The sequence below is a fragment of the Peribacillus frigoritolerans genome (genome assembly GCF_040250305.1).
In the GTDB taxonomy this organism is placed as follows: domain Bacteria; phylum Bacillota; class Bacilli; order Bacillales; family DSM-1321; genus Peribacillus.
In genome coordinates, this window is the sequence record NZ_CP158190.1 from 3,130,822 (window position 1) to 3,156,797 (window position 25,976).

23 protein-coding genes and 3 pseudogenes are annotated in these 25,976 nt (G+C 34.0%); 3 read left to right on the forward strand and 23 right to left on the reverse strand.

Translation table 11 applies throughout. From position 1 onward, the window contains the following. Positions 1-41: 41 nt before the first annotated feature. The 9 genes from ABOA58_RS15330 to ABOA58_RS15370 all read right to left on the reverse strand — a co-directional run bounded on the left by ABOA58_RS15330 (position 42) and on the right by ABOA58_RS15370 (position 8,009). Positions 42-944: an ABC transporter permease gene (locus ABOA58_RS15330; protein WP_225988884.1), complete on the reverse strand. Its 903-nt coding sequence runs from the start codon at positions 942-944 to the stop codon at positions 42-44. An 80-nt stretch (positions 945-1,024) separates the two neighbouring features. Then, the gene (locus tag ABOA58_RS15335) at positions 1,025-2,590 is read right to left on the reverse strand and encodes a sugar ABC transporter ATP-binding protein (RefSeq protein ID WP_350299073.1); all 1,566 of its coding nucleotides are present in this window, start codon (positions 2,588-2,590) and stop codon (positions 1,025-1,027) included. Positions 2,591-2,670: 80 nt separating this feature from the next. Further along, positions 2,671-3,651 (reverse strand): ABC transporter substrate-binding protein, encoded by a 981-nt coding sequence (locus tag ABOA58_RS15340; protein WP_350299074.1) that lies wholly within the window; start codon positions 3,649-3,651, stop codon positions 2,671-2,673. Positions 3,652-4,201: 550 nt separating this feature from the next. Then, positions 4,202-4,954 carry a DeoR/GlpR family DNA-binding transcription regulator gene (locus ABOA58_RS15345; protein WP_350299075.1) on the reverse strand — a complete coding sequence of 251 codons (753 nt, stop codon included), beginning with the start codon at positions 4,952-4,954 and terminating at the stop codon, positions 4,202-4,204. Positions 4,955-5,137: 183 nt separating this feature from the next. Further along, a complete protein-coding gene (locus ABOA58_RS15350) occupies positions 5,138-5,407 on the reverse strand; it encodes a hypothetical protein (RefSeq protein WP_350299076.1) in 270 nt (89 codons plus the stop codon). 259 nt (positions 5,408-5,666) lie between these two features. Beyond that, positions 5,667-5,954, reverse strand: coding sequence for a hypothetical protein (locus ABOA58_RS15355; RefSeq protein WP_350299077.1), 288 nt, complete (start codon positions 5,952-5,954; stop codon positions 5,667-5,669). 495 nt (positions 5,955-6,449) lie between these two features. Continuing rightward, positions 6,450-6,890: a cell wall hydrolase gene (locus ABOA58_RS15360; protein WP_034310898.1), complete on the reverse strand. Its 441-nt coding sequence runs from the start codon at positions 6,888-6,890 to the stop codon at positions 6,450-6,452. Between the two features lie 286 nt (positions 6,891-7,176). Further along, positions 7,177-7,761, reverse strand: a complete 585-nt coding sequence (locus tag ABOA58_RS15365; protein ID WP_350299078.1) for an NAD(P)H-dependent oxidoreductase — start codon at positions 7,759-7,761, stop codon at positions 7,177-7,179. A gap of 50 nt (positions 7,762-7,811) precedes the next feature. Beyond that, positions 7,812-8,009, reverse strand: coding sequence for a hypothetical protein (locus ABOA58_RS15370; protein ID WP_350299079.1), 198 nt, complete (start codon positions 8,007-8,009; stop codon positions 7,812-7,814). A 150-nt stretch (positions 8,010-8,159) separates the two neighbouring features. Between ABOA58_RS15370 and ABOA58_RS15375 the strand changes: the two are divergent. Next, positions 8,160-8,300: pseudogene (locus ABOA58_RS15375) on the forward strand (winged helix-turn-helix transcriptional regulator); the annotation flags it as partial. A 131-nt stretch (positions 8,301-8,431) separates the two neighbouring features. Here ABOA58_RS15375 and ABOA58_RS15380 read toward each other — a convergent pair. Together ABOA58_RS15380 and ABOA58_RS15385 are read right to left on the reverse strand one after the other, a co-directional pair. Further along, positions 8,432-9,067 (reverse strand): annotated as a pseudogene (locus tag ABOA58_RS15380) (IS110 family transposase); the annotation flags it as partial. 166 nt (positions 9,068-9,233) lie between these two features. Next, positions 9,234-10,493 (reverse strand): annotated as a pseudogene (locus ABOA58_RS15385) (SPFH domain-containing protein); the annotation flags it as partial. Positions 10,494-11,578: 1,085 nt separating this feature from the next. Here ABOA58_RS15385 and ABOA58_RS15390 point away from each other — a divergent pair. Beyond that, positions 11,579-11,947 carry a VOC family protein gene (locus ABOA58_RS15390; protein WP_252266857.1) on the forward strand — a complete coding sequence of 123 codons (369 nt, stop codon included), beginning with the start codon at positions 11,579-11,581 and terminating at the stop codon, positions 11,945-11,947. A 190-nt stretch (positions 11,948-12,137) separates the two neighbouring features. Here the strand turns inward: ABOA58_RS15390 and ABOA58_RS15395 are convergent, their stop codons facing one another. From ABOA58_RS15395 to ABOA58_RS15435, 9 genes are all read right to left on the reverse strand, one after another. Then, on the reverse strand, positions 12,138-15,473 hold the full coding sequence (locus tag ABOA58_RS15395; RefSeq protein WP_350299080.1) for a DEAD/DEAH box helicase: 3,336 nt from the start codon (positions 15,471-15,473) through the stop codon (positions 12,138-12,140). Further along, positions 15,463-16,308 carry a Hachiman antiphage defense system protein HamA gene (locus ABOA58_RS15400; RefSeq protein ID WP_252266859.1) on the reverse strand — a complete coding sequence of 282 codons (846 nt, stop codon included), beginning with the start codon at positions 16,306-16,308 and terminating at the stop codon, positions 15,463-15,465. The genes ABOA58_RS15395 and ABOA58_RS15400 overlap by 11 nt, the downstream gene beginning before the upstream one ends. 479 nt (positions 16,309-16,787) lie before the next feature. Beyond that, complete coding sequence (locus ABOA58_RS15405; protein WP_350299081.1) at positions 16,788-17,240, reverse strand: hypothetical protein; 453 nt, start codon at positions 17,238-17,240, stop codon at positions 16,788-16,790. Between the two features lie 213 nt (positions 17,241-17,453). Continuing rightward, a complete protein-coding gene (spoIID, locus tag ABOA58_RS15410) occupies positions 17,454-18,503 on the reverse strand; it encodes a stage II sporulation protein D (protein WP_350299082.1) in 1,050 nt (349 codons plus the stop codon). 247 nt (positions 18,504-18,750) lie between these two features. Then, the gene (locus ABOA58_RS15415; RefSeq protein ID WP_252266863.1) at positions 18,751-19,182 is read right to left on the reverse strand and encodes a hypothetical protein; all 432 of its coding nucleotides are present in this window, start codon (positions 19,180-19,182) and stop codon (positions 18,751-18,753) included. 375 nt (positions 19,183-19,557) lie between these two features. Next, a complete protein-coding gene (locus ABOA58_RS15420) occupies positions 19,558-19,770 on the reverse strand; it encodes a hypothetical protein (RefSeq protein ID WP_350299083.1) in 213 nt (70 codons plus the stop codon). 144 nt (positions 19,771-19,914) lie between these two features. Beyond that, on the reverse strand, positions 19,915-20,583 hold the full coding sequence (locus ABOA58_RS15425) for a hypothetical protein (protein WP_350299084.1): 669 nt from the start codon (positions 20,581-20,583) through the stop codon (positions 19,915-19,917). A 397-nt stretch (positions 20,584-20,980) separates the two neighbouring features. After that, on the reverse strand, positions 20,981-21,352 hold the full coding sequence (locus ABOA58_RS15430; protein ID WP_350299085.1) for a hypothetical protein: 372 nt from the start codon (positions 21,350-21,352) through the stop codon (positions 20,981-20,983). 232 nt (positions 21,353-21,584) lie between these two features. Continuing rightward, positions 21,585-22,271, reverse strand: coding sequence for a DUF3888 domain-containing protein (locus ABOA58_RS15435; protein ID WP_350299086.1), 687 nt, complete (start codon positions 22,269-22,271; stop codon positions 21,585-21,587). A gap of 190 nt (positions 22,272-22,461) precedes the next feature. On the opposite strand from ABOA58_RS15435, the gene ABOA58_RS15440 reads away from it, so the two are divergent. Then, complete coding sequence (locus tag ABOA58_RS15440) at positions 22,462-22,959, forward strand: hypothetical protein (RefSeq protein WP_350299087.1); 498 nt, start codon at positions 22,462-22,464, stop codon at positions 22,957-22,959. Positions 22,960-23,256: 297 nt separating this feature from the next. Here ABOA58_RS15440 and ABOA58_RS15445 read toward each other — a convergent pair whose 3' ends face one another. The 3 genes from ABOA58_RS15445 to ABOA58_RS15455 all read right to left on the reverse strand — a co-directional run bounded on the left by ABOA58_RS15445 (position 23,257) and on the right by ABOA58_RS15455 (position 25,567). Further along, on the reverse strand, positions 23,257-23,646 hold the full coding sequence (locus ABOA58_RS15445; RefSeq protein WP_350299088.1) for a hypothetical protein: 390 nt from the start codon (positions 23,644-23,646) through the stop codon (positions 23,257-23,259). Between the two features lie 492 nt (positions 23,647-24,138). Continuing rightward, positions 24,139-24,807: a hypothetical protein gene (locus ABOA58_RS15450; protein ID WP_350299089.1), complete on the reverse strand. Its 669-nt coding sequence runs from the start codon at positions 24,805-24,807 to the stop codon at positions 24,139-24,141. Positions 24,808-25,006: 199 nt separating this feature from the next. Beyond that, a complete protein-coding gene (locus ABOA58_RS15455; protein WP_350299090.1) occupies positions 25,007-25,567 on the reverse strand; it encodes a hypothetical protein in 561 nt (186 codons plus the stop codon). Between the last annotated feature and the right edge of the window lie 409 nt (positions 25,568-25,976).

Genomic DNA, 25,976 nt, shown 5'->3' on the forward strand with positions numbered 1-25,976 from the left:
TTTCACATCCCTTTTTTAAAATCTAAAATGACATGTGATCGTTATGCTGGACTATTTCCGCGCAATCGATCTAATAAAACGGCTGCTACAATAACTCCACCTTTTACAACTAACTGCCAATAATAGTTGACATCCATTAGAGTTAACCCATTACTGATTACCCCCATAATCAAAACCCCAATAATTGTTCCTATTATTTTCCCTTTTCCACCTGTTAAACTTGTTCCTCCTAGAATAACAGCAGCAATTGCGTCTAATTCATACATTTGACCAGCAGTTGGCTGTCCAGAAAACAACCTTCCCGCTAAAACGACTCCTCCTAAACCAGCTAGTAAACCACTAATCGAATACACATTGATTAAAGACTTTTCAACCTTAATTCCAGTTAACCGAGCTGCCTCTTCATTGCCACCAATCGCATAAATATGACGACCAAACATCGTATATTTAAGAACAAAAAACATCACAACATATACTAAAGACATGATATAAATAGGAGTGGGGATTCCAAAAATACTTCCACCACCGATGAATTTAAATGTTTCGTTTTGTAAAACAATTGGATAACCGCCACTAATGACATAAGCGAGTCCACGAACATATGTGAAGCTGCCTAATGTCACAATAAATGCTGGTAACTTTGCTTTGGCTGTGAGAAATCCATTAATCAGTCCTACTGCATACCCTACTAGTACGCCTGATAACATCGCAATAATAGGATTAACTCCTGCAGAAGAGACCATGACTGAGATAACGCCAGATAGAGCAACTGTTGCACCAACTGATAAATCAATACCACCAGTTAAAATAACAATTGTCATCCCAGCAGCTAAAATAGCAATAATAGAAACTTGTTTTAATACATTCAATAAATTGGCTGTATCTAAAAAATTTGGTGCTGTAAATGAAAGTACTACACACAATAATAATAAAATCATGATCATGCCAAGCCTATTCCATAAAGAATAAAGGACATTTCCTATATTTAGGCGTTGTGAATGTGTAATAGTTTGCGTATTCCCTCTCATTTCTCTCTCCCCCCTTTGGTAGCTAAACGCATAATTGTTTCCTGTGTAGCTTCTTCCTTCGAAAGCTCGCCTGTTAACCTTCCTTCACTCATGACAAGTATTCGATCACTTACCCCCAATACTTCAGGAAGTTCAGATGATATCATTAAAACGGCCAATCCTTCATCTGCAAGCTTTGAAACAATCTTGTGGATTTCAGTCTTGGCACCTATATCAACCCCTCGTGTTGGCTCATCGAGTAGTAATACCTTTGGTGCAATTGATAGCCACCTAGCAATCACTACCTTTTGTTGATTCCCACCGCTTAAGTTTGATACTTGCTGTTCTGGGGAAGCTATTTTTATATTTAAGTCTTCAATATATTGGTTAGCGCTTTCATTTGCTTGCTTCCAATTAACAATTCCTGCTTTAGCGTGTTTTTTCAATTCAGCCATTATGATGTTCTCTTTTACGGACATTGATAAAAATAACCCTTGTTCTTTCCTGCTTTCAGGTACATGTGCAATCCTATTCGCAATAGCATCTATTGAGGATTTGATTCTAACAGATTGACCATCAACCAATATTTCGCCACTTTTCAACTCGGACAAACCGAAAATGGCCCTAACCAATTCTGTTCTACCAGCACCAACAAGCCCCGCCAAACCAACAATTTCACCTGGGTAAATTTTTAAAGATACATTCTTTACAATTGTGTTATCAGAAACATTTTTCAATTCAAGTACAGGTGAAACTTCCTTTGGATTTTTTGCACCAAAAGCTTTTGACCGATTAAACAAGTCTTTTAAATCCCGTCCTACCATCAGCTTTACGAGATGATCAGGATTTGTCTCTTCAATCGGCCCACTTGCAATCCATTCACCGTCACGTAATACAGTGAACCTATTAGAAATTTTAAAGATTTCTTCCATTCTGTGAGAGATATATACAATAGCAACTCCCTGCTTTTTCAAATCATCAATAATTTCAAACAGCTTTTTTATTTCTTTATCTGTTAAAGAGGCGGTTGGTTCATCCATTATGAGTACCTCTGCATTAAAGGATAATGCTCGAGCGATCTCGACCATTTGTTGTTGAGCAACACTTAAGGTCGAAACCAATTGGCGTGGATTTAGATTCGACCCCATTGAATCTAACACCTCTTGGGCACGTTCATGGACCTCATCCCATTTCACCATTCCAAAACCATTTCTAGGAAAGGTCGAACCCATTAAGATATTTTCACTTATTGTTAAATTAGGAGAAAGGTTTAACTCCTGATGAATAACACTAATTCCTTTGTTCCTTGCATCAGTAGGGTCCTTCCATAAAATTGGTTGACCTTTTAAGTAGATTTTCCCACCATTGTCATCAGGTGTATGAATGCCTGCGAGGATTTTCATGAAAGTTGACTTTCCAGCGCCATTCTCTCCCATTAATGCATGTACTTCACCTGGATAAAGTTCAATTCTCACATTGTTCAATACGGTTACACTTGAGAACGTTTTACTAATCCCTTCCATATTCAACACTGGCTTTTTTAGACTTTGTTGGCCTTTAAGGGACATTTCATTCACAGCCATACCTTCATCTCACCCCTTATATTGATTTGAATAGGCTGATTAAAGGAGGAATCCTTATCAGCCCATTTATTGAAAGATTCTTACCAACCTTCGTAAGAATCTAATGTATCTTGAGTCACAATCTCAACTGGAACTTTAATAAGCTCCTCAACTTCTTCACCATTTTTCACTTTCATTCCGATTTCAACAGCTTTTTTGATCATGTTACTAGGTGACTGAGCTGAAGTTGCAGCAATTGTACTTCCTTCCTTTGCCATTGCTTCTGTGGCTTCAGGAGCACCGTCTACTCCGACAATGAAAAATTCATCTTTACGATTCGCTTGCTCTTGAGCAATTTCAACACCAATTGCTTCTGGATCATTAATCGCAAATACAGCGTCAATAGAGCCTGATGAATTAGCTTGTAAAATACTTTCCATCACCGTTAATGCCTTTTCGCGATTCCCTTCTCCATTTTGCTTCGCAATAACTTTAATTTCGGAATCCTTTATTGCATCTTCAAATCCTTGAATACGATCAGATACAGCCGAAACAGGAGGTCCATCAATAATAACTATTTTTCCTTTTCCACCTAATTGTTCAATCACATATTCTCCGGCCAGTTTACCAGCTTGATAGTTGTCTGAAGTAACAGTGGCATCGACACCACCTTCAGCATTAGTATCTACAGCAACTACTGGAATATCAGCAGCTTTGGCCTGTTGAACAGCTGCCGCAATTCCTTTTGTATCAACAGCATTTAAAAGAATAATATCTACCTTTTTTGTAATAAAGTTTTCAATTTGAGCTGCTTGTTTTGCTAAATCATATTCAGCGCTTTCAACTAGAACTTCAGCACCTAATTCTTTTCCTGCTTCTTCAGCACCTTTACCCATGGAGACGAAGAAAGGGTTTGCTAAACTACCCACCGCTACACCGATCGTTAATTGTTTGTTACCTTCTTGCCCTTCGTTACCGTCTGCTAATCCATTTGATGATTCACTAGCCCCACTACATGCCGTCATCGCGGCAATTACAAACGCCAAAACTAGTACTCCTAGTATTTTTACATTTTTCACCATATTAATCCCCCTAGTTTTTGAAGATGAAAATAATCAGCTACAGAACGAGAAATTGTTACCGCTCTCAATCTCTTAAACTAGATCACCTCCTTAAATGAATATTTTTGGTTGAAATAATGGAGATATGGTTGATTTTGATAGTTTTTCACATTGACATCTAATTTATTGATAACGCTTTCATCCTTTGTAAAACAATATAATTACCCCTTTCACATTAGAATTATAATTGAATGAATTTGGTTGGTTTTGATTGATTTTGATTATATTAAAGCTGCTTGTAATTGTCAATGGTTCCAATTATTACAAAAAGTATATTGATAACATAAAATATTAAACGTATCAAATGGAATGTTTAATACATGGAGCAGATTTTCCCTCATTGTTAATTGGCCACATTACAATAAATCAAGCATTCTTTATTATATTGATACAACAAAGGGGAAAATTTTTAATAAAATAATTTCAGAATATTCAAAAAAGCTCGTATTCTAAATGTCTGAATCAGACAGTTTGAATACCAGCTTTCCTCCAACGATAGCAAATTTAGTTTTTAGTCCCTCACAATAATTATCTCCGTTTTCTCCTTATATTTTCCTAACGTTATTGTACCTTCTTCATTCGTAATAACTTTTGTCTGGTTTAAATCTGCAAACTTAGAAAATGATACTTCTCCAAATTTTGTATGATCTGCTAATACAAAGGCCTCACGTGACAAAAAAATGGCTCTTTCTTTTATTTGCGCCTCTTCTGGATCTGGGGTAGTCAATCCAAAATTATAATGAATAGCGTTCGCACCCATGAAACACTTATCAAATCTGTATTTTTTTATACTTTCGTATGCATAACGTCCAACTGTTGCTTTGGTAATCTTTTTAACAAATCCACCAATAAAATATGTACATATATCATTTTCAAGTAATGCATCTAAATGATCAATTCCGTTTGTAATGACAACGATATCTTTTTGTCTTAAATGTTTGATCATCTGATACGTTGTTGTTCCAGCATCAAGATAAACACATTCGCCGTCCAAAATTAGTTCTGCCGCATATTTTGCTATCTTAGCTTTTTCCTCAAGGTTCTGCGTTATTTTCTCAAACACACTTGGTTCGTCTCGTTTACTATGTAAAAGTGAAGCTCCACCATGTACACGTTTTAAGTAGTTCTGCTTTTCTAATTGACCTAGATCACGACGCAAAGTAGATTCTGAAGTATTTGTTAATACTACTAGCTCATGAATCTTAACATTCTCCTTTTCTTTTAATAGCTTTAAAATTAATTGATGCCGTTCCGTAATAAGCATGATATCTCCTCCTCGTGTTTCACTTCTATTTAAAGGTTCTTCGTGTATTCTAGTTTAATTAATTTTAGTATATAGAATTTTGCAGTGACATGTGAGAACTATTAGGGGTACCCCCATAAGAAAAAGGAGCTGTTGATCAGCCCCTGGTAATGAAGTAACGCACCTGTTTGTTGAATAAACAATTTAAAATCCATTACCCTGGAATATTATTCTCATTAATTCTACGGCCATAAAGTAAACTAAACCAACAAATATACTAAGACCTAAAGCTAATTTTCTCCAAAGTCCTTTCTCACTGAGAAAAGAGAAAGTGAAAGAGATAATGATTCCACATATCATCACTACACGAAAAATTGTTACTCCAGGATCAATTACTTGTATTATAGTTCCAGCAAAGAAACAAATAATCAAGATAATTAAAGCAAACGAAATAACCCCTAAATATTTTTTCATAATTAACCACCCTTCTCCTCTAAATCATTTTACCAAATTGTAGTAAATATGAATTTTTTATTATTGGATTATCTTCCCCCTTTAGTTGTATAAAAAAAGAGCTGTTCATGAAGTGAACCCAAAAAGTTAGACACTTTATTTACTTAGGCAGCCTTGTGTATTGCCTTTTCCCCTAAATTCCAGAAGGCTATTTTCATGGTAGTTTAAGTGCATTTTTTCACAATCTTATGGTTTGAACATTAAACATTTAAGAAACACTTTAAAAATATAATTTCTTTTTAACACATAATTGAGGATTAGTGATTAATTTAGCTTTCGCTATTCCTCGCTTAAATCTTACATTGTTTAACCATTCAACAATTGCTTTTGCATCATAATTAGGGTGAATTCTTTCCCCATTTTCTAAAGCCCAATATTCTGTATTCTTTTCCTCGTCAAAAATCCAATTTAAAAAGTCCTCCTGAATACTGTTCATCTTCCTGCCTACTTTTGTTGAACAAGAAATGTATTGAATAAAATCGTCACTAAAGTCAATTTTTATAATCATAAGAGTTAACTCCTTAAAATCGTTTTAAAATTAAGGCTATTATAGCATTCCTTATTAAACTAACCTGACCCTTTAGCTCCATTAAAAAAAGCTGTAAACTGCCCCAATCAATCTACGTTCTTTAACCTAATGCGACGCGTTGAAGAACAAATCTAGTTTTTACTATTTCGACTATAATAAAAACTAAGATAATTCTAACCATTTTTAAGAATATATTCCCCCCTAAAAAATTAAGTTCTGAACTATTCTTTTACAATCATACCATTTAGCACCTTTTCATTTGTATGGAAAATGGAAATTCCTTCTTTCACTAACCTGCCCCGATAGTTGCATAAGAAAAAGCTGCCTTAAAGACAGCTCCGATCTTAAGCTAACGCACCCGTTAGCTTAAGTACAATAATTCACAATCTTACTTTTTTAGATAAAAATATTACTAAAAGTTTTATATTGTATAAATATTTTAAATATGTAAAAAAGCTTACTCAAAGAGTAAGCTTAACCTCTATAAACACTATCACATGTTCCAGGTTTTGGTTCATAAAAACAATGGTCTTTAAATTGACCAGTATGAGGTTGATCATACCATGTTGGAGGGCATGGAGCATATGGATTAAAATACCAAAGAGCATATCTAGCCGGATGCTGTCTCCAGTGCTTCAAATTCTGTTCTGCTAATCTTCTTTCAATACCTCTCGCTCTTTGATAAAATACATTCCCTTTTTGAACAGCTTCAAAAGAATAATTTCCTCCTTGTACTTGATAAATGACTTGTGGAATTGTTCTTAAACCTTTAAAGTCTAAACAATTAGCTACAAGACGATTCACAATTACATTTCCAACATATAACATTCCTTGTTTTCCTTCACCTTCGGCTTCTGCTCTCATCATCCTTGCCATTAAGTCAACGTCTGAACTTGTGTATTTTGCTCTTGTCATTTTTCCACCCCAAAAATATTGTATGAAAAATAGCCTACAGTCATGTCATTATTTATGTAATATAAATGCTTAGTTATAATTACTTACAGCTTTTAAGTAAAATGAAAACTATTGCATTCTTTTTTCCCTTTATTCAACTAACCTGCCCCGTTAGTTCCATAAGAAAAAGCTGCCTTAAAGACAGCTCCGATCTTCAGCTAACGCACCCGTTTGTGGAATAAGAACCTTTCAAAAATAATAAAAGACTACCCAGTTATGAGCAGTCCTTTTCAATATTTGTATATGTTTATGAGAAATGGGAATTAACTGTATCTTCAACTTTCTTTAACATTCCTTTATATGCTTCTTCATCAAGGTATCCAATACTTCCGAATAGTAAATGGTCCACAGGTTCAATTCCAGTAAAGTCCCATATTCCAATGTCAGAAGTGACTTTCAACCCTGCTGTCATACCGATTTCATCGTAAATCTCATTAGGAGTACCATGTGTATTGATGATAAAACCTTTTTTACCTTCTAATAACTTAATTACACCTTCTGGTCCAGCAGAATAAGCAAACCCAAATGCAAATACTCGGTCTACATATCCTTTAAGAATAGCTGGAAGACCTGTCCACCAAATAGGGTAAATAAATGTTATTACGTCTGCTTCAGTCACAAATTCTTGTTCCGTTTTAATATCATCAGGAGTTTTTCCTGCTTTCATAGCTGCTGTATCTTCTGGTTTCAGTACAGGTTGAAAATCAAGTGCATATAAATCACGGACGACTACTTCGTTACCATTTTTCTTTAATGCGTTGACTGTTGTTTCCATTAAAGAGTGATTTAAGCTGTCAGCGTATGGATGTGCATAAACAACAAGATGTTTCATTTTAAAAATCCTCCATAAGTTTAGTTTTTTAGTTATATTAAGGTTCAATATTACAAAGATTTATTAAAAAATTTTGTCATACTTTCACGGATTGATGTAGGCTTTCTACCAATTAGTTCTTCTAAATCATTAGAGGTATTTCCTTCATTTCCATTTGCTATTGAATTGTAAAGAGCAATTTGAAAATGAGCAATACCTTCAGGAACTCCAGAATTAACTACTCTCTCTAGAGCTTCAGAGCCTGGCATAGATGCTTTTACAAAGTTTCAAACGCTAACAGCGATTAGATTTGCAGGTACTTTTTCAAGTAAATGTGGGACAATCAATTGTCCTAATTCTCTCTTTGTTCCAGTAATTACAATGTTTGACATAAATAAGTCATCTACTATTCATTTTAAGAAGTTCCTCCAAAGGTAGAATATTCGCTAACATCTTTAGGGAAAAGTTTTATTCCTATACTAGATAGTATGGGCGAGTGGGGAAAAAAATATAAAGAATTAAGAAAAAGGCTGCCTCAGCAACCCCTGTTATTGAACTAAACCAGCTAATAGGATGTCAATATCTTTCTCTAAAATTTTCATTTCCCTTATGATATACTATTTTTGTTCATGACAAATACCCCTCCAAAACCCTTTTGGAAGGATTTTTCTCTGTTTCATAAAACCGTTAATCAGGATAAATCTAGGAAAGCTTCTTTTCTCTTTAATAAAGCGTAAACCCAATGAAGAAGTTTATTCATACAGGCAACGATCGCCACTTTGGCTGGCTTTCCTTCCGATTTTTTCTTATCAAAGAAAGCTTTAAGCTTTTTGTTCCTTGAACTCCTTATGCCGCATAGCACAGCAAGATACAGAGAATGACGTAGTCTGCTCGAACCTCTTTTAGTCATACGATTAATGGTTGCCGTAAACTTACCCGATGAGTGAACACTTGGATCTACTCCAACGAAGGCAACCAGTTTTTTCGGATGATTAAACCGATCGATTTCACCAATTTCAGAGATAATCATGGCTGCGATTTTTTCTCCGATACCCGGAATCGATTGGATGATCTTATATTCTTCCAGTTCATTTGCCAGGGCCACTATACGATCTTCCAAATCAGAAAGGTGTCCCTGGTAATGAAAAAGCAACTCAATATACATACGAAGATTGATTACGTGACTTTCATACACGCTTTTTTGAAATGGATTTCTAGATGCGGCATCCATTATTTTTTTTGCTTTTCCCCATGCCCATTCACCCGTTCCGCTAGAATAGAACTCTATAACACTCTCTGCTAGTCTACATTCTCCGGATTTCATTATTCCACCAATAACAAAGGATGATGAATTACTTGAAAACCCAGTATGACGTACATATTTGTTAATTAATAAAGGTCAGATAAACTGATCATGCCTTTTATAAGCGAAAACTATTCAAAAAAGGTAAGAGCATACAAGTAGCTCTTACCTCCCTTAAATTTTTCCCCTGTTACTCTTCCTTGCCTGCTGCCATATTCATGCTTGCTTCGACATTCTCCTGGCTGATGGTGGTAAATGGTAAATTTCGTTTTCCTGAGAAATTCTCAAGCAAGTCTTTGACATCAATTCCCGAAGATGCCTTTAATGACTCCTGCAAGGATGCCATTAAATCCGTTGCATACCCAGTCACTTTATTAGCTCCGCCATTCGCACCGCTTCCACCCGTGTCCACAACAGTAATTTTGTCGATATTACTAAGCGGGCTTGCCACTTGTTTTGCATATTCCGGCAGCATTTTCAAAATCATGTCCATTACGGCCGCTTGCCCAAACTGTTCAAAAGCTTCAGCTATCTTCTGCTTGGCTTCTGCCTCTGCTACCCCTTTTAACCGGATGATTTCCGCTTCAGTCGTACCTTGTGCCCTTTGTGCGTCCGCTTTAGCAAGACCGTCCATACGAACACGTTCCGCTTCCGCTTTCGCCATGGCTTCAATTTTATACTTATCGGCATCCGCTTCTGTAATCTGTTTCATCTTGTTGGCGGAGGCTGCCTGCTCTACCGCATAACGGTCGGCATCGGCCTTTTTCTTCACTTCTGAATCATATTGCTTTTCACGGCGAAGGATTTCTTTTTCCTCCAGCTCAATTTGCTTCTGACGTTCAATGATCCTGATTTGCATTTCCTGTTCTGTTACATCCTGTTTGGATCTGGCCGTTTCAAGATCGTAAGCTTGGTCAGCCCGTGCTTTGGCAATATCCTGCTCACGCCGGAATTCCGCAACCTTTAGCTTGTTGATTTTTTCGGCTTCTGCTATTTCGGTTGCCCTTTCAAGTTCGGCACGCTGGGCTTCCTTCGAAGCTTCGGCTCGCTTGATTCGCGTTTCTTTCTCTGCATCGGCGGTAGCTATATCGGCATCCCTCTTCACCTGGGCAATCCTTGGCTTTCCGAGCGATTCAAGATATCCATTTTTATCACGAACATCTTTAATCGTGAACGATACGATAATGAGTCCCATTTTAGCTAAATCCTGCGAGGCTACCCTCTGTACTTCCTGGGAAAACTTTTCACGGTTTTTATAAATTTCCTCGACTGTCATCGAACCAAGGATGGAACGAAGATGTCCTTCCAAGACTTCCCGCGCTTCCTGTTCACGGTCATCTTTTGATTTACCAAGGAATTGCTCTGCCGCTGTGGCGATATCGGTGATTGAACTGCCAATCTTGATTATCGATACACCATCTGCCATGACAGGAACTCCCTGTTCTGTGTATTATCTTTATAAAATCATTGTACATAATCATATTATCTTTAACCAACCATTGATATGTCTACATTTACCAAAAAATAAAATTGGACACAATGAAAGACTGTACATAATCTCAGCAAATTATGTACAATCTTTTATTTGCTTCTATCCCCCGTAACCGAGACCGTGACCATTAACCAATTTAATAAAGGCTCTTCCTTCATCATATGTGTTGGTCACTTTATTTATCTTATAAATGAACAGCCAGAACAAGAAAGGGTAAAATCAAATTAGAAGTTATTGTAAAGAAAAGAAGGAATCCTATTGTAACAGATTCCTGTACAGGTACATTAGTTAGTTTTAATAGAATTATTTAGCATTTTTATTAAATTCCTGTTTATTAACACCTTGAGCAATTGCCCCAAGTTCGCCTTTTAGATTATGTTTACCTGAATAGTTTCAATCAGTTCCTTCAGAGATTCTTGCAACCCAGTCATTAAACTTGTTACATTACCACTGGCTGATGAAATTCCTCCACTATTCCCAGAGTCAATAACTGTTACTTTATCTATATTGCCAATAGGCTCAGCAACAGCTTTTACGTATTCAGGTTTTTTATAATAATATCCATAAGTGCTGCAGAACCTAATTCTTCAAATGCTCGGTATTTATTGTTCCTAATATTTAAATATGGACTTCACTAATTAAAGAATGAGTATTTCCTTCTGTGTCTAAAAAAAGGGCATCCTAGTTTCAGTTTGTTCCATTTTTACTACTATATGTGGTGTTACTTGATATGGTATCGTTTTCTAGAAATAAATAAAAAATATCCTTCTAAAGGGAACGTAAATAATATGTTATTAAACGCTTGTAAAAAAGCAAGTTTCACAACTGTAATTGATATTAGAGATTTCTATTGATGATATTGAGCTAATTTAGATTATGAAACTTTCGGAATATCAGTAATAACATATTTATGATGAAAAAGTATTATTTATAAGTTGTTCTAATGTATATATATAGGAAATATAAAATCCACTTATTGAATAAGTATGATATTCTTAGAAAAGAGTATATTTGTAAAATTATGAAATTTCAGGAGTGGTCATATGATTAAAGGATTGCATCACGTTCAGATAACAATTCCAATGGGAACTGAAGAAGAGGGCAAGAAGTTTTATTGTGGTATATTAGGTTTACAAGAAATTGAAAAACCTGAATCACTCAAAGGACGTGGAGGTTTTTGGATAAAAGTCGGAGATAGAGACGTTCATATAGGAACAGAAGATGGTTTTGACAGAATGAAAACTAAAGCTCATATCGCTTACGAAGTAGAAGAAATTTCTTATTGGAAAACAAGATTATCAAAAGAGAATATTAAGATACTGGATGCCGTCCCGATTCCTAACTTTGACCGTTTTGAATTTAGAGACCCATTTGGTAACAGAGTAGAAATGATTCAAAATTTAAAATTATGAAGAAAAGGACTTTTAGCGAAGTCCTTTTCTTCATAGGAAAAGCAACAATCTTTTAGAACATAGTCATAGTTAAATACTTCCGACTTTCACTTCTCCCCCGCACACGTACTGATAGTTTCTTTCTAATTTTGACTAGAAGGATACCCTAGACCATATAGTGCTAAAAACCATTTGAATAAAAACTACAACACTAATCAATATTAGTAAAACTAAGGTATGGGTTCCTTAATTGAATAGACCATCGGTCATTCTCAAATTTAAAATAGACTCCAAAGTTTTCTGAAACTTTATCAAAAGGGAATTCTTTAGTGACATCCACTTTGATAAAAAAAGAATAATCCGGGCTACACAGAAAAGTAGCTCCATTATATTGTTTTGCATTTAATACTAAAATATCTTTATCAATAGAATGTTTTAAATAAAAATCTTGTATTTTAGGTAATTCATGCTCATTGGCATTATTTGTATTTTTCTTTAATAATGAGACCCAATTTAATGTGTTTTTGCTTATACCTTTTTCTAGTTCCAGCGAGCTAATATAGTCCCTTAAACGTTTGATACTTAATTCTTCCTGTTGCGGGTCTAATATTTTGCTTAATTCCGTTGCTGCTATCCGAGAATTGATACCTGCCAAATAAATTTTTGCGGCGAAAAAACTAGGAACCCCTATTTGAACCAATACAGCTAATGTTTCAAACTCCTTTGCCTCCTCTTCCAAATCTAATGTATTTAATAACCGAGCCATCGCATTAATTGCCCAAGGAAGTTTATAACCATAATAACTTTTGCAAATCTCCATCTCTTCTCCAGTTAGTGAACTAATAGATTGACCTGTTATCCAAGATTCCTTTCTATCGTCTGCTAATGCGTTAGAACCAAATTTATTAGAAGGCAACTTTGATACAAAGATTTCGATTTGTTTGGTGAATTCCACTAAATCCACTAGTTCTTTGTCGGAACTTAAATATTTCTGTAAGACTTCTAATACTGATGATATTTCATTTCTGATAAATATACCCGAGCGAAGTGGAATACTGGATGACACTAACCCTTTCCAATTAATGGGGTCTCCAGCCATTTTTAATACTCCCTTATTTCTAGCTTTCAAAAATGAAATAATGTCCTCACCCTCTAATTCATCAAAGTGTCTTTGTTGAATAAAGGCTAATGACTGTCTAAAATAATCATCAATCCATTTAGAAGGGTCGTCTTCCTGGTAGCTCTGAAATTCTAGATTTAATGCTAATAAAGTATCATCTAGCAAATCAAACATATCTGCGAAACCATTTACATGCACTCCTTCTATATTGGAGTAATCATTTTCTGCTATCATTTCTAACAATGTTTCAAATCCTAATCCTGCTGTTTTCGCTACCCTATAAACAAATTCCACAATATATAATAGACCACTTATAGCTTCATCTTGATTTCTGCTCTCAAAATATTCTTCTGCTAATTCCCTGCTTCTCCTAATACTCCACCGACTTTTATTTGCATCAATGACATAAAGGATTTTCCCTTCCCTATCAACAAAACTTCGACCGGCGCGACCAGCGATATTCCAAAAATCATTATTACTAATCTTGTTCGTACCGTCATACCATACATTTGAAAAAATTACGGTCGAGACTCCTATATTTACCCCTTGTCCTAATGTTGATGTTGCTACTATTATCTTTGGATTACCTTTTCTAATTAACTTTTCCATAGAGAGTCTTACTTCGGCGGATAAACCTGCATGGTGACACAACACGCCATATTGGGCACATTGATAAATTGATGAAGCTTCTCCGTATGCTTCTTCACATGACAATTTAAAAGTGTTCCATTCATCTACACAGGACCATACATGTTCTTCTTTTCCTTCCCCCATAGCTACTAGCAGCTCCTTCGCTTGAGGAAGAGCCATAATTTTTCTGCACACAAAAATCAATACTGAACCGGAAGTGCTTAACTTTAATGCAGCAGCAGCAACTGCCTGCTTTTTATTCTGTGGAAATACATATTGAGACCTTGGTCTTTTTACTTCAAACGGAGTAATAAAGTTCCTATTAAAAGAATTAATTTCTCCATTCCAGATAATGTTGATATTTGTATCCCGATATTCCATAATACCGATTCTCTGGGAAGACGGTCGCCAGCTTGAACTGACCTCAAGTGTTTCGTCTCCTGTAATCCAACTAGCAACTTCTGATGAGTTAGGTAATACTGCTGAAAGTAATATCATTTTTCCCTGGTTCTTTGTTAGGTGTATCCTTAATTCATCAATTAGAATCTCCGAAAGAATTGCTCTTTCATCAGGACCAATTAAATGACCTTCATCAATAATTACAAGTTTTATCATAGATTTTAATTCCGAGTTACTTCTCAAAATTGCTTTTGCCTTCTCCGGAGTTGCAATAACTATATTAGAATCCTTGATAATAGTTTCATCAAGTTTACTAAATTGTGAACCACCATATAGATGTGAAACTTCAAATCCCATTGGTTCTAATACTTTAGAAAGTGAATCTTCCACTTCAAAAGCTAAGGAACGAAAAGGTGCTAAATACAGGACTTTATTGCCGACTCCATTGACTAAACAATCTAATATTGCAATTTCTGCAATTCTTGTCTTTCCAGCACTTGTTGGTAAACTTACAACTGCTCCCTTTTCATTTAGAACTGTAGGCAAAGAAATTAACTGGGAATGAAACAACTCCACGACAGGATTTTTCTGAAATGCCATAGTTGATATATACTTTTTCACAATACCGTCTTCCTGCCCCAACAGAGGGGGGATAGTTCTCCATAAAGAATTCTCTTTAAAGCCATCTACAATAAGTAGCAATAACCTAATTCCCCACCAAAGAGATGGTTCTGCATCAATAGCTAATAGTTCTAATAAATCTTCAAGATATTCCTTTGCTTTCCCTAACCAATTATCATCACCAGAGTATATAAATTCTAGTAAACTAGCTAATGATTTAGAAAGTATTATTAAATATATTCTGTTTTTAGCCTCAACCTCGTCATTCAAAGAAGCTATAACTTCATCAGAATACATGTCGCTTAATAGAATACTTGAAAGTATTTTATCTAAATCCTCATATTTTTTACTCAAAAAGTTATGTAATAATTCACTAATTAAAGTATCCACGCTTATGTTTTTTAACAGAATAAAAGACTTCGAATATTGTTTAGCAGCATAATAAGCTAGGGCACCTGTAAGGTTAAAATAAACACTGTAATCATTTCTATTCTCTATTGGACTATGTATATTCTCTAATATCATTGCTCCTTTTTCTAAAGGAACAATTGACTCTGAAATATTCCCTTTTTCAGCGAAAGAACATCCAATAGACAAATAAGACATTGCTATGCTCGTTAATTTTTCATCTAAATCGGTTGAGTAATTAGGAAAATTGGAACGTGGTTCTTGAACGTTAAATAAAATATAACGTGAGTCACTTTGGCCGATATAGTTTTGAATTTGCTTATCCTCTTCTAAACGCTCCAACAAAGTTTTTGCCTTATCAATCCTCATTTTCTATTCCCCTTATTATTTTTTCATTTGCCAAGGCAAAACTTTTGGTGATTAACTCTTCAGGATTATCTATTCCCAAAGATAGAATAACAAAATGAGGATTCTCAGAGATTAAATGAGTTTCTACATTTGACGCTGTATTATGATTGCTCAATAGCAAGCCGACATTAATAACTGGAACATTACCATGTTGAACCTCTATATTTAATTCTTCTAACTCGTCTGCAAGGTCCTCTTCACCTTGTGCACTAAGAAGGCTAGCCACAAAAAGTATGGATAATGGCAGTTTTAACTTTTTTCCAAACTCATCTGTAATTTCCTTAACAACAGCCTTGTTTGGGGTTTTTCTAAACTTTGATTCTCCAATAATAACCTTGTCACGAAGGTTTTCCTTATTAAAAAGGAGTACATCGTCTCCTTTCATGGATTGATTTACATTAGGGTTATATTGCAATCTATATAATAAATTTTTTAGTTGAGTTGATTCCTGAAGATACTCTGCAAGAACTACCTCTGCACCATTACCTCTCATGGTTTTTTCAGCCACTGGCAGCATTTGCTGCTGCTTTAAATATTCTTCAAGCCCATACTTTTTTAAAATCTCTTCTTTTTTCCTTTTTAACCTAGATAGTTTTTTATCAGCAATATGATGCTTTATAATCCATTCTGCTATTTGCTCAATTGCATGGTTACGCATCCCACTTACTTCAATGAGTTTTCTATGAATCTTGTTATCCACAATTGGTATATCCTCGCATGACAACCACTCTGCAAAAAGTGACTGCCTAGGATGCTCTCCTAATAAACTGCATTGATTTTTAACGGATTCACTCATACGGATTCCCCTTTTCGAAAAACCAAAATATTCCACAGTAATTATAGCATTAATTTTTGGTCTGTTTAATGGGCTACTCCTAGAAAGTTCTTTATGAAAGATGAGGAGTGGGACGAGCAGTTATAGTTGCTTGTATAGACTTGGAGGTCGCAAGGGAACTAGAGTCTAATTTAAAATCTGGTACTTTACCTGAACATTGGATTCACGTTATTTCATTGGCTATGTTAAACAATGCTGTTGATATACTTATAAAAAGGGTGATTTAGTTAAAGAAGAACAGTAAAAGACTGCAATTATGAGCAGCAAATTGAGCAGTTGCAAGACCTAATCTAAAAAGCATCCGTTTCAAAAATAGAAAGAAGAACTACAAATAAAAAATCAAAGGAGGAATAGTCAATAGTCCTGATAAGAAAAAGGTTGCCGCAGCAACCTACCTTATAGAAGTAAAGCACCCGTTAGTTAAAAATGACTCCCTTTTACTAACATTCATCTGGCTTTTCATCAAGTACCCAAGAGATATCAGCCCCAAATTCCAACTGAACGACAGGATTAGAGAAGCCTTCTGGCACAAACTCTAGGTCGTAAGAAAAACCTATTGTGAAGTTCTTTATACGAACTGTATTAGTATCATTCCAGGTAGACATTGTACACAATTCCCCTTCTAACACTCTGCCAACTAAATGATAAATACCTATGTATGCACGTATTCCGCATTCATTTGTAGGATAATCAGAGAGATGTCCTGGTTTAGCAGGATTAATTCCTAGTCTACTGAATACATTTGCTACTGAAGTATCTATATACTTACAGGCTTCCACAAAATTGTTGCAGTATAGACAACTACATACCTCTATACCTTTGTTATAAAATTCTCGGGTCTTATCAATATCAACTTCTAATAACCAATTCGCTATTTTAATCCGTTGCAGCATTTTGACACCCACTAATGAAAATAATTAAGTTTATTTTACCATAAAAGACCATATTTGTTTTTCAACTACCCTGCACCGTTTGTTGCATAAGAAAAAGAGCTGAACGTCACAGCTCTTAAAAAAACTATTGCACCTATTAGTTGAAGAACAAACATTTCTCTAATCTATTTTAGTTTTATAAGGAATTACAAACCGTTAGCAATAGAGGTAATTTTATTTTTTTACATACATTTTGTTTATAAAGGGTTTAACTGAAGAAATGGTAACATCATGATAATAATAATTTACAATATCCTTATAATTTTTACCCTCTTGTGCTAATCCGTTAGCACCATATTGACTCATACCTACACCGTGCCCATTACCCTTAGTATAAATAATAACCTTACTTCCCTCTCTTTTAAATGTGAAATCGGATGAATTAAGTTTTAGCTTATCTCTGATGGTTTTCCCACTAAATTTCTTATCATTTATTTCAATAAGCTTTATACGATTCCCTGTTGATTTTGAGATAACGTTACCGATATTAACATCATTATTCAATTTAACTCCTAGCAACTCTTCAAATTTAGATACTTGAATTGTTGTTTGGTATTGGAACTTAGGAGATTTTATGTCCCAAGGACTTTCAACGCTTTTTAGATATGGAGTTTTATTACCCCAATAATCCTCTGAATTCTCCGTATATCCATTACTGGTCGAAAAGAAAGAAGCATCAATTGGCTTCTCTGCATAGGTTAAAATCTGACCTTTTGTAGCATCAACTGCTTTTTGAATTTTAGAGATATTTGCTTTATAATCTTCTCTCCACTGAATAGCTAGTTCTTTTTTATTTTTATAGACTTGATGGTATTGAATATTATCAGTTATATCAGTACCGTCTGGTAAATTAATTTTAGATTCAGAAAGCATCTGTTGAACTAAAAATGTTCTGGCTGCTAAAGATTGAGCCTTTAACGCTTCTAATTCAAAAGTAACTGGCATTTCTGAAGCAACAACGCCTACAACATATTCTTCTATAGGAATATTTTCAATTTCTTTAGTGTTTGTCCTATAAACTGACACTTCGATGGAAGGTTCTGGGGAATTTTTATCATTTTTACTTTCATTATTGTCAATTGATGAAACAGAATTCTGTTTTGATGAATCTACAATGTTCTGTTTAGTATTGTTTGAAAATGAAGCTACTAAAATAGAAGGTACTACTAATACTACAATAAATATTGTAAGAACTACCCATATTAATGGTTGGAATTTATTCATTATTCCTCCTTAATAATAAAATAAATCATTTTAAATAGGTTATGAATAAAATTCACCTTATATTACCAATTGTTAGGTTTTAAAAACGATAAAGCATTCCCTTTTACTTATATAGATAGTTAAGGGTTTATAACAATTTTAGTTCTTATGGAACTAACCTGCCTCGATAGTTGCATACAAAAAGCTGCCTTAAAGACAGCTCCGGTCTTAAGCTAACACACCCGTTAGTTCATTAAGAAATAGCAGTTTAATGGTATCGAAACCAAACAAACCATCCTTTTTCCTTACTTTTAGCTAAAAATATTTGACCTTGGGCTAAGTTAGCTCCAGGTGCTTTGGGGAAATCTAAACGTACAAGCCAGGATTTTTCAGCAATTTCTTTGCCACAAAAGGTCTTTGCCATTCCAAAATAATCTTCTTCATTTTTATTGCCAACTGTTTTAGGAAAAGGTGTGGCAGTTACTACATTCCACATAGTATATATGTCCGGAAATTCATTTAATTTTCCATAAGTTTTTGGTATTAAAGTATTTAACACTTTTATTACCTCTTTTTTATCCTTAATCGATGTTTTCTCTAATTCACTTAACACAGGACATTCTTTAGGTTGTGCGTATCCTTGAATTGAACCAAAAAACAACATCGGAATGGTCATAATCAATATATATAGCATTTTCATAAAACTCACCTCAGAAGTTATCTTTCCTCAATTTTAAGAAAAGTAGTCCGGTTTTTAGGTGTAATAGCTCAATTGTTATGCAACTAACCTGCCACGTTAGTGCCATAAGAAAAAGGCTGCCGCAGCAACCCCTATGATTGAAGTAAAGCACCTGTTAATTGAGTAAAAGGTAATAATTTTATTGAGACAAATGTTTGTAATCCAATATTTCTATCTTAAAACCATGATTACATTTCAGTTGATTAAGTTTTTCACTGTCACAGGATGGAGATATTCTTAATTTAACTTGGTCGTCTACATATTCAAATGGTTTATTACGTTCGGAAGAGACTTGAATTTTTAAATCGACATCGTAAGAATGATTTGCATTGTAACTTATGCCAACAATCCTTTCCATTGCCAACTCAAATTATGTCCGTACTCTTTTTTAATTTTCTTATCTAAAGTTGGAAACACAATGTCCCCCAAAATATCCTCTGTTGTGACATACCCACCTTCCACTTTTGGAACGGTTTCTGCATTAACATTTTGTAAAGGAGCAAAAGCAGCTAATAAAAATCCTAATAGGATTAAGTATTTTTTAATCATCCACATACACCTCATTTTATATTTACTTCTATTATTCACAATTTGTTCTTCTTTATTAAACTAAACCAATAAAAAAAGGAACTGCTGTTCAGTTCCAGTGGTTCAAAATAAAGTACACTTAAGTCGAAGCAAAAAATTGCAACCTCAATTATCAAGATAATATATATTTGGTTCCTTTTTTTTAGTTACATAAACGTTCATATTTCCTAAAGATTTATCATTTAAAAATAGTTGCAATTCCCAAATACCTGACTCGTTGAATTTAATTGAAGTGGATGATACAGATACAGGAAAATTAAAATTAATTTCTATATCTTTTTCTATATCTTCTTCATTATTTTCATTAATACTAACTGGCTTTGGGGCATAATTTTTAGGTAATTCTTTTATAGGTGTCTCTTTTTTAACTATCTCTCCTTTAGCTATAATACTCTTACCACTTTCATCTTGAACGGCTTTTACCTTTAACTCACCTAACGGAAGCTGTTCATCCATTGTCCAAAAAAGCCATTCCAACTTAATTTCTTTATCCATTATCAAAGGTTTATCGAAATAACCAAATTTCCGATTTTCACCCCTTATTTCATATACCATTATTACATCGTTTACTTTTTCATTTAGTGTGAATGTTGGTGTTTGTATTGAGTGTTGGTTAGGTGAATTAATGTTAGAACTTGAATTTGATTTAATACCTTGTTCCTTTAGGGCATCTTGTACTTCTGCTTTTGCAACATTGTCATTCTTTTGATTGGAAGAACAACCAAACAATAAAACTGACGAAAAAACTATAACAACAAAATAGTGTATTTTCATTATTTCTCCTTTCAGATTTAGGTTTAATATTATTGACGTTATAAGTCCACTATAGTTTCAATTTTATGGTATAAATTTACACATTAGTCCTCATTTCGTTATGGAACTTCCCTGCCCCGTTAGTGCCATAAGAAAAAGGCTGCCACAGCAACCTCTGTTAATGAACTAAAGCACCCGTTAGCCATCCATGAATCGTAAAAATCGGCGATTCACCACAAAGAATGAAAATAGTCAGGAAAGTCAATACTGATACTGACATTTATCCAGTCAACCCTAATACATAGACAAATTAATTAACTCTCTACGCTTTTTTTAAACGATTGAGCAAGGTCTTCTTAAGTATTGTCATTTTTCATTTTTAAAGAAACTTATTTTCATGGTAGTTCAACAAGATTTTTTAGTTCTCTTGTCTACATTGTATAAAGCTTTCTTTTTCAGAAATACCTTTTTGTATTGTAACTTTATTGATTTTTACATCATTTTCAGGAGTATCAGTCAACGTGATATTGATTTTATCATAGGGAACATCGCCATGATGCCCATTATAGTTTAAAGCACTTGCATAAACTTTATGTCTACGCGTGTCACCTTCTATTCTTTCGATTTTATCTATTTTTGGACACAAGATAAAATCCGAGTAAGTTTTGTCAAGGTTGAAATAGTACCGAGAATATAAAGTTTCTTCTAGCAATTCATTTTTTGGAGCTCCATACCACCCTACTAAGAATAATCCAATAAACACCATGACTAATATGACTAATTTTCCCACGAAATATTATCACCTCTGGATGTAAGTGTTATAGATATTTTCCCATCTTATTAAAATTAAATACCTTATTAACAGCTACAAACGAGTTAGTTTCCGATATAAAAAATATATCGTTTAACATCCTCATTGTTGAACTATCCTGTCCCCGTTTTGTTGCATAAGAAAAAGAGCTGAACGTCACAGCTCTTAAAAAAACTATTGCACCTGTTAGGTCTATAAGGTGTTTTGTATTTTAATGGGCTTCTAATGGTATTTTTCCAATATCCGAAACGTCGTTATGCTCGTACTTTATCACTTCAAAACCTGGGATTCGTAAAGTAATTGTATCGAAACCGTACGGTGGCATTTTAGGTCCTTCATAAGTAACAATCTGAATTGTTATATCGTATTTATCATCGAATTCATCACGAACAATATCAATAACTCTTTCCGAATCAAAAAGTCTTGATTCACCATAATACTTCTTTGTTGCATTGAGTATCTCTGTTCCGATAGCCCTCAAAAATGCCTGTTCGAGTATAACTTCACTACCGACCGTAGGAAGTTTCTTTTTCTCAGTTTTAACGACTTTCCAAACGGTATTTTCTTTTTTTAGTGTATATAACAGATTTAATCCATCTAACTTGACTGCATGTATATAAGCAATGTTTTCTTTAACATAAATCCTTGGCTCTCTAACCCATGTCCATATATCACCCTGTAATACGGATAATACTGCCTTACCTAGAAGTGAAACTTGTCCCTTATCATTATAGAAGGGAAATTCTCTGAAGAAATATATATCTTTAACCCCGTTTAAATCAATATCGAAATAATACTTATTAATAAATTCTTGACTTGGTGCTTCTTGCTTTGCAAAAACAGCAGTATTATTTATAAAAAACAAGATACAGAAAATTACAAATAGTTTTTTCTTCAATAAGAACCACCTACTTTTAATTTTGTAGGTATCTTTCCCAAAAGCTTCTTCAACTATCCTGCCCCTCTAGTTCCGTAAGAAAAAAGGTTGCCGCAGCAACCTTCCTTATTGACATAAAGCGCCTGTTAGTTCAAAACATATTCCATTCCATTTTGGGCAAAGTAACTGTAACTAAAACAAGGAGGTAGTTATGGTTAAGAAAACGATACTTGCTATATGTACATTATTTCTTTTGAACATAGTCCCACCAACTCTAGAGGCAAAAGCTTTAACCTTTGGTGAATTACCAACCAAACAAACATCGAAACAATGGTCAGTTCAAGTAGGCGAAGCTGAACAAGGTAAGGGGTTAGTAAAGCCCGAAAAGGGAAAATTTCATACTTACTCTTTAGAGGTTGATAACATTGGTAAGGATGTATTATCTGCTGAAATTAATATGTTTAGAAATGAACCTAATTCTACGACGAAGTTTTCACTTTTTAGTTGTCCTGGTGAAGAGGATTGTAATAAAAACAACTTTGAAGAAGCGATTTCTTTAGCAAAACAAATGAATGATGGGTATCCGCATAAATTCAGCAATTTCCTTTTGGCTGAAAAAGCAACCGAATTGGAAGTGGAAATTGTTTGGACTGAAAAGGGTAGCGAAGGTAGACCTTTAAAAGAAACATTTACATTCACTGCTGAATAACAAAAAGACAAAAAGACCAAAATAATCGGTCTTTTTGTTGTTGAACTAACGCACCCGTTAGCCATCCATGAATCGCAAAAATCGACGATTCACCACAAAGAATGGAAATGGTTAGGAAGTGTCAATACTGATACTGACCTTAATCCAGTCAACCCTAATCCATAGACTAATTAATTAACGCTCTCCTCTTTTTTTAAAACGATTGAGCAGGGTCTTCTTAATTATTGTCATTTTTCATTCTTAAAGAAACTTATTTTCATGGTAGTTCAACAAGAAAAGGATTCAAATAGGTTAGTTTTACCCTGTTACCACGGTTACTTTTGGTTCTTCACAAGAAATAACATCAATCATGTGATTTAAGCAGGGAAACTGATAATGGATGTAATTTTCAGAGGGACATAAATCTTCTCGTTCATTCGTGGCTATTTTTATAAAATCCAAATACCTTGACTTGGTATATATCCGAAATAGCTCTCCCTTTGATATTTCAGAGTTATCTATAGAATATGAAAAACATTCATCGATAACAGAATATGAAATATATGATTCAAATTCTAATTGCACCATAGGTAAATCGATGTTGAACGTGCTTCTATTAATAAGCAATCGTAATGAATTTTCTTTGGGTTCTATTATTTTTTCCAAATAAATATATCCTTTCTCTTGCATCAATTCCTTAAAATCCACTTCATTATCACTCATTTCTTAATTTGACTATTTAAATTATACTTCATTTCCCAGTCGTCTTAATAAACTATCCTGCCTCTTTAGTTCAACAAGCCTTATTGTAGAGCTGACATATATTGTGACTTAAAAAGAGTTATTTTACTATCTGGTTTTTTTTCTTGTTTTTATCCCGAAAATAAGAAATAAGTGCGTCAGCTATGGTAACAAAAATATAAAAAAACTCTAGGAATAGATTTAACAATTAACCAGCTCCTTTTAGGTTAATACTTAGTTGTTTAATAATGGTTGATTTTTAATAAATCTTTATAAACAATTTTATGGATTTGAGGTTGTTATTATGAAGATTCGCGGTAGGAAATTTTAGGTTAAATGAACAGTTTGAGTACACTTCGCTTGATGAACTAACCTGCCCCTTTAGTGCCATAAGAAAAAGAGCTGTTTCCAGCCCCATATAGAAGTAATGAACCTTTAATTGGATAAAAGATTTAAACCTCAATTGTCAAGGTAATATATATTAGCTTCATTTTCTTTAGTTACATAAACGTTCATATTTCCTAAAGATTTATCATTTAAAAATAGTTGCAATTCCCAAATACCTGACTCGTTGAATTTAATTGAAGTGGATGATACAGATACAGGAAAATTAAAATTAATTTCTATATCTTTTTCTATATCTTCTTCATTATTTTCATTAATACTAACTGGCTTTGGGGCATAATTTTTAGGTAATTCTTTTATAGGTGTCTCTTTTTTAACTATCTCTCCTTTAGCTATAATACTCTTACCACTTTCATCTTGAACGGCTTTTACCTTTAACTCACCTAACGGAAGCTGTTCATCCATTGTCCAAAAAAGCCATTCCAACTTAATTTCTTTATCCATTATCAAAGGTTTATCGAAATAACCAAATTTCCGATTTTCACCCCTTATTTCATATACCATTATTACATCGTTTACTTTTTCATTTAGTGTGAATGTTGGTGTTTGTATTGAGTGTTGGTTAGGTGAATTAATGTTAGAACTTGAATTTGATTTAATACCTTGTTCCTTTAGGGCATCTTGTACTTCTGCTTTTGCAACATTGTCATTCTTTTGATTGGAAGAACAACCAAACAATAAAACTGACGAAAAAACTATAACAACAAAGTAGTGTATTTTCATTATTTCTCCTTTCAGATTTAGGTTTAATATTATTGACGTTATAAGTCCACTATAGTTTCAATTTTATGGTATAAATTTACACATTAGTCCTCATTTCGTTATGGAACTACCCTGCCCCGTTAGTGCCATACAAAAAAGGTTGCCGCAGCAACCCCTATGATTGAAGTAAAGCAACTGTTAGTTTAGGTGTATTGTTTTACTAGCTATTTGAAGTGATTATTTTTCCGTTTTTCACTCCAACAAGATTTGCCATTGTCCCTAAAATACAAATAGAATAGCTTGAGTCTTCTGGAGATGTATAAGTAACTTTTAATTTATCATCAATAGACTCTGAATAAATGTTTTCTATTTCATAATTCTTATTAGAAGAATCTGGAGAATAATTTTTAATTATTCCTATAGTCATATGATTAAACGGACTATTAGCTTGTAATTGAAACTCAATAGACACTTTCTGTGATTTTTCTAAATACAAAGATTCAAATATAATAACTTCAGCATTATCTATTTCTAAATCAGGAAGTTTGTATTGACCTGTATCATTGTATTTTAATGGAACAAATGTGGAAAACCTAAAAAAATCCAGATTAAAATTTTCATTATCACTTTCATTTTGTTCAGGTTTTTCAGAATTCCTTACAGATGATTTATTATCATCTGAGTGTTCTATGTTATTTGATGACTCACTAGGTGAATTGTTTGTACACCCTACTAATAGAAAAATACTGAGAAAATAAATAACTACTGTTTTATTCACCATATGAGATTTTAACCTCCGTTTCCTTTTTTTTAAAATTTACATAATTACACCAGATTTTATCATTTATAGGTAGTTAATCCAACTGATAGACTGACTCCCTTATTAAAGTAACCTACCCCTTTAGCTCCAAGAAAAAGAGCTGCCAAAGCAACTCCATTAATGAAGTAAAGCAACATCTAGTTCATTAATGGAGTTGCTTTGTGCAGAGTTGACACAAACTGCTCTCTTGTGAAAAAAATAAGGACTAACCAAATTGATTAGTCCTCATGAAGAAGAAATTAATTGTTGCCCAGTTTTTCTTGGTAATAACTCCAAGCTGAAATTGCCCATGCCGTTGTTATTTCACCAACAAAAGTAAGTAGTCCAATAACAAGTTCCATAGTTATCAACTCCTTTAATATTATTATAT

Excerpts from the sequence above, each read along its gene's own strand:
- ABOA58_RS15395 (WP_350299080.1), bottom strand. The coding sequence starts at position 15,473 with ATGAGGATTGATAAGGCAAAAACTTTGTTGGAGCGTTTAGAAGAGGAT.
- ABOA58_RS15415 (WP_252266863.1), bottom strand. The coding sequence starts at position 19,182 with ATGAAAATGCTATATATATTGATTATGACCATTCCGATGTTGTTTTTT.
- ABOA58_RS15355 (WP_350299077.1), bottom strand. The coding sequence starts at position 5,954 with ATGATTATAAAAATTGACTTTAGTGACGATTTTATTCAATACATTTCT.
- ABOA58_RS15330 (WP_225988884.1), bottom strand. The coding sequence starts at position 944 with ATGATCATGATTTTATTATTATTGTGTGTAGTACTTTCATTTACAGCA.
- ABOA58_RS15360 (WP_034310898.1), bottom strand. The coding sequence starts at position 6,890 with ATGACAAGAGCAAAATACACAAGTTCAGACGTTGACTTAATGGCAAGG.
- ABOA58_RS15440 (WP_350299087.1), top strand. The coding sequence starts at position 22,462 with ATGGTTAAGAAAACGATACTTGCTATATGTACATTATTTCTTTTGAAC.
- spoIID (WP_350299082.1), bottom strand. The coding sequence starts at position 18,503 with ATGAATAAATTCCAACCATTAATATGGGTAGTTCTTACAATATTTATT.
- ABOA58_RS15345 (WP_350299075.1), bottom strand. The coding sequence starts at position 4,954 with ATGCTTATTACGGAACGGCATCAATTAATTTTAAAGCTATTAAAAGAA.
- ABOA58_RS15425 (WP_350299084.1), bottom strand. The coding sequence starts at position 20,583 with ATGAAAATACACTATTTTGTTGTTATAGTTTTTTCGTCAGTTTTATTG.
- ABOA58_RS15335 (WP_350299073.1), bottom strand. The coding sequence starts at position 2,590 with ATGGCTGTGAATGAAATGTCCCTTAAAGGCCAACAAAGTCTAAAAAAG.
- ABOA58_RS15450 (WP_350299089.1), bottom strand. The coding sequence starts at position 24,807 with ATGAAAATACACTACTTTGTTGTTATAGTTTTTTCGTCAGTTTTATTG.
- ABOA58_RS15340 (WP_350299074.1), bottom strand. The coding sequence starts at position 3,651 with ATGGTGAAAAATGTAAAAATACTAGGAGTACTAGTTTTGGCGTTTGTA.
- ABOA58_RS15455 (WP_350299090.1), bottom strand. The coding sequence starts at position 25,567 with ATGGTGAATAAAACAGTAGTTATTTATTTTCTCAGTATTTTTCTATTA.
- ABOA58_RS15400 (WP_252266859.1), bottom strand. The coding sequence starts at position 16,308 with ATGAGTGAATCCGTTAAAAATCAATGCAGTTTATTAGGAGAGCATCCT.
- ABOA58_RS15370 (WP_350299079.1), bottom strand. The coding sequence starts at position 8,009 with ATGCCAGGCTCTGAAGCTCTAGAGAGAGTAGTTAATTCTGGAGTTCCT.
- ABOA58_RS15350 (WP_350299076.1), bottom strand. The coding sequence starts at position 5,407 with ATGAAAAAATATTTAGGGGTTATTTCGTTTGCTTTAATTATCTTGATT.
- ABOA58_RS15390 (WP_252266857.1), top strand. The coding sequence starts at position 11,579 with ATGATTAAAGGATTGCATCACGTTCAGATAACAATTCCAATGGGAACT.
- ABOA58_RS15405 (WP_350299081.1), bottom strand. The coding sequence starts at position 17,240 with ATGCTGCAACGGATTAAAATAGCGAATTGGTTATTAGAAGTTGATATT.
- ABOA58_RS15420 (WP_350299083.1), bottom strand. The coding sequence starts at position 19,770 with ATGATTAAAAAATACTTAATCCTATTAGGATTTTTATTAGCTGCTTTT.
- ABOA58_RS15365 (WP_350299078.1), bottom strand. The coding sequence starts at position 7,761 with ATGAAACATCTTGTTGTTTATGCACATCCATACGCTGACAGCTTAAAT.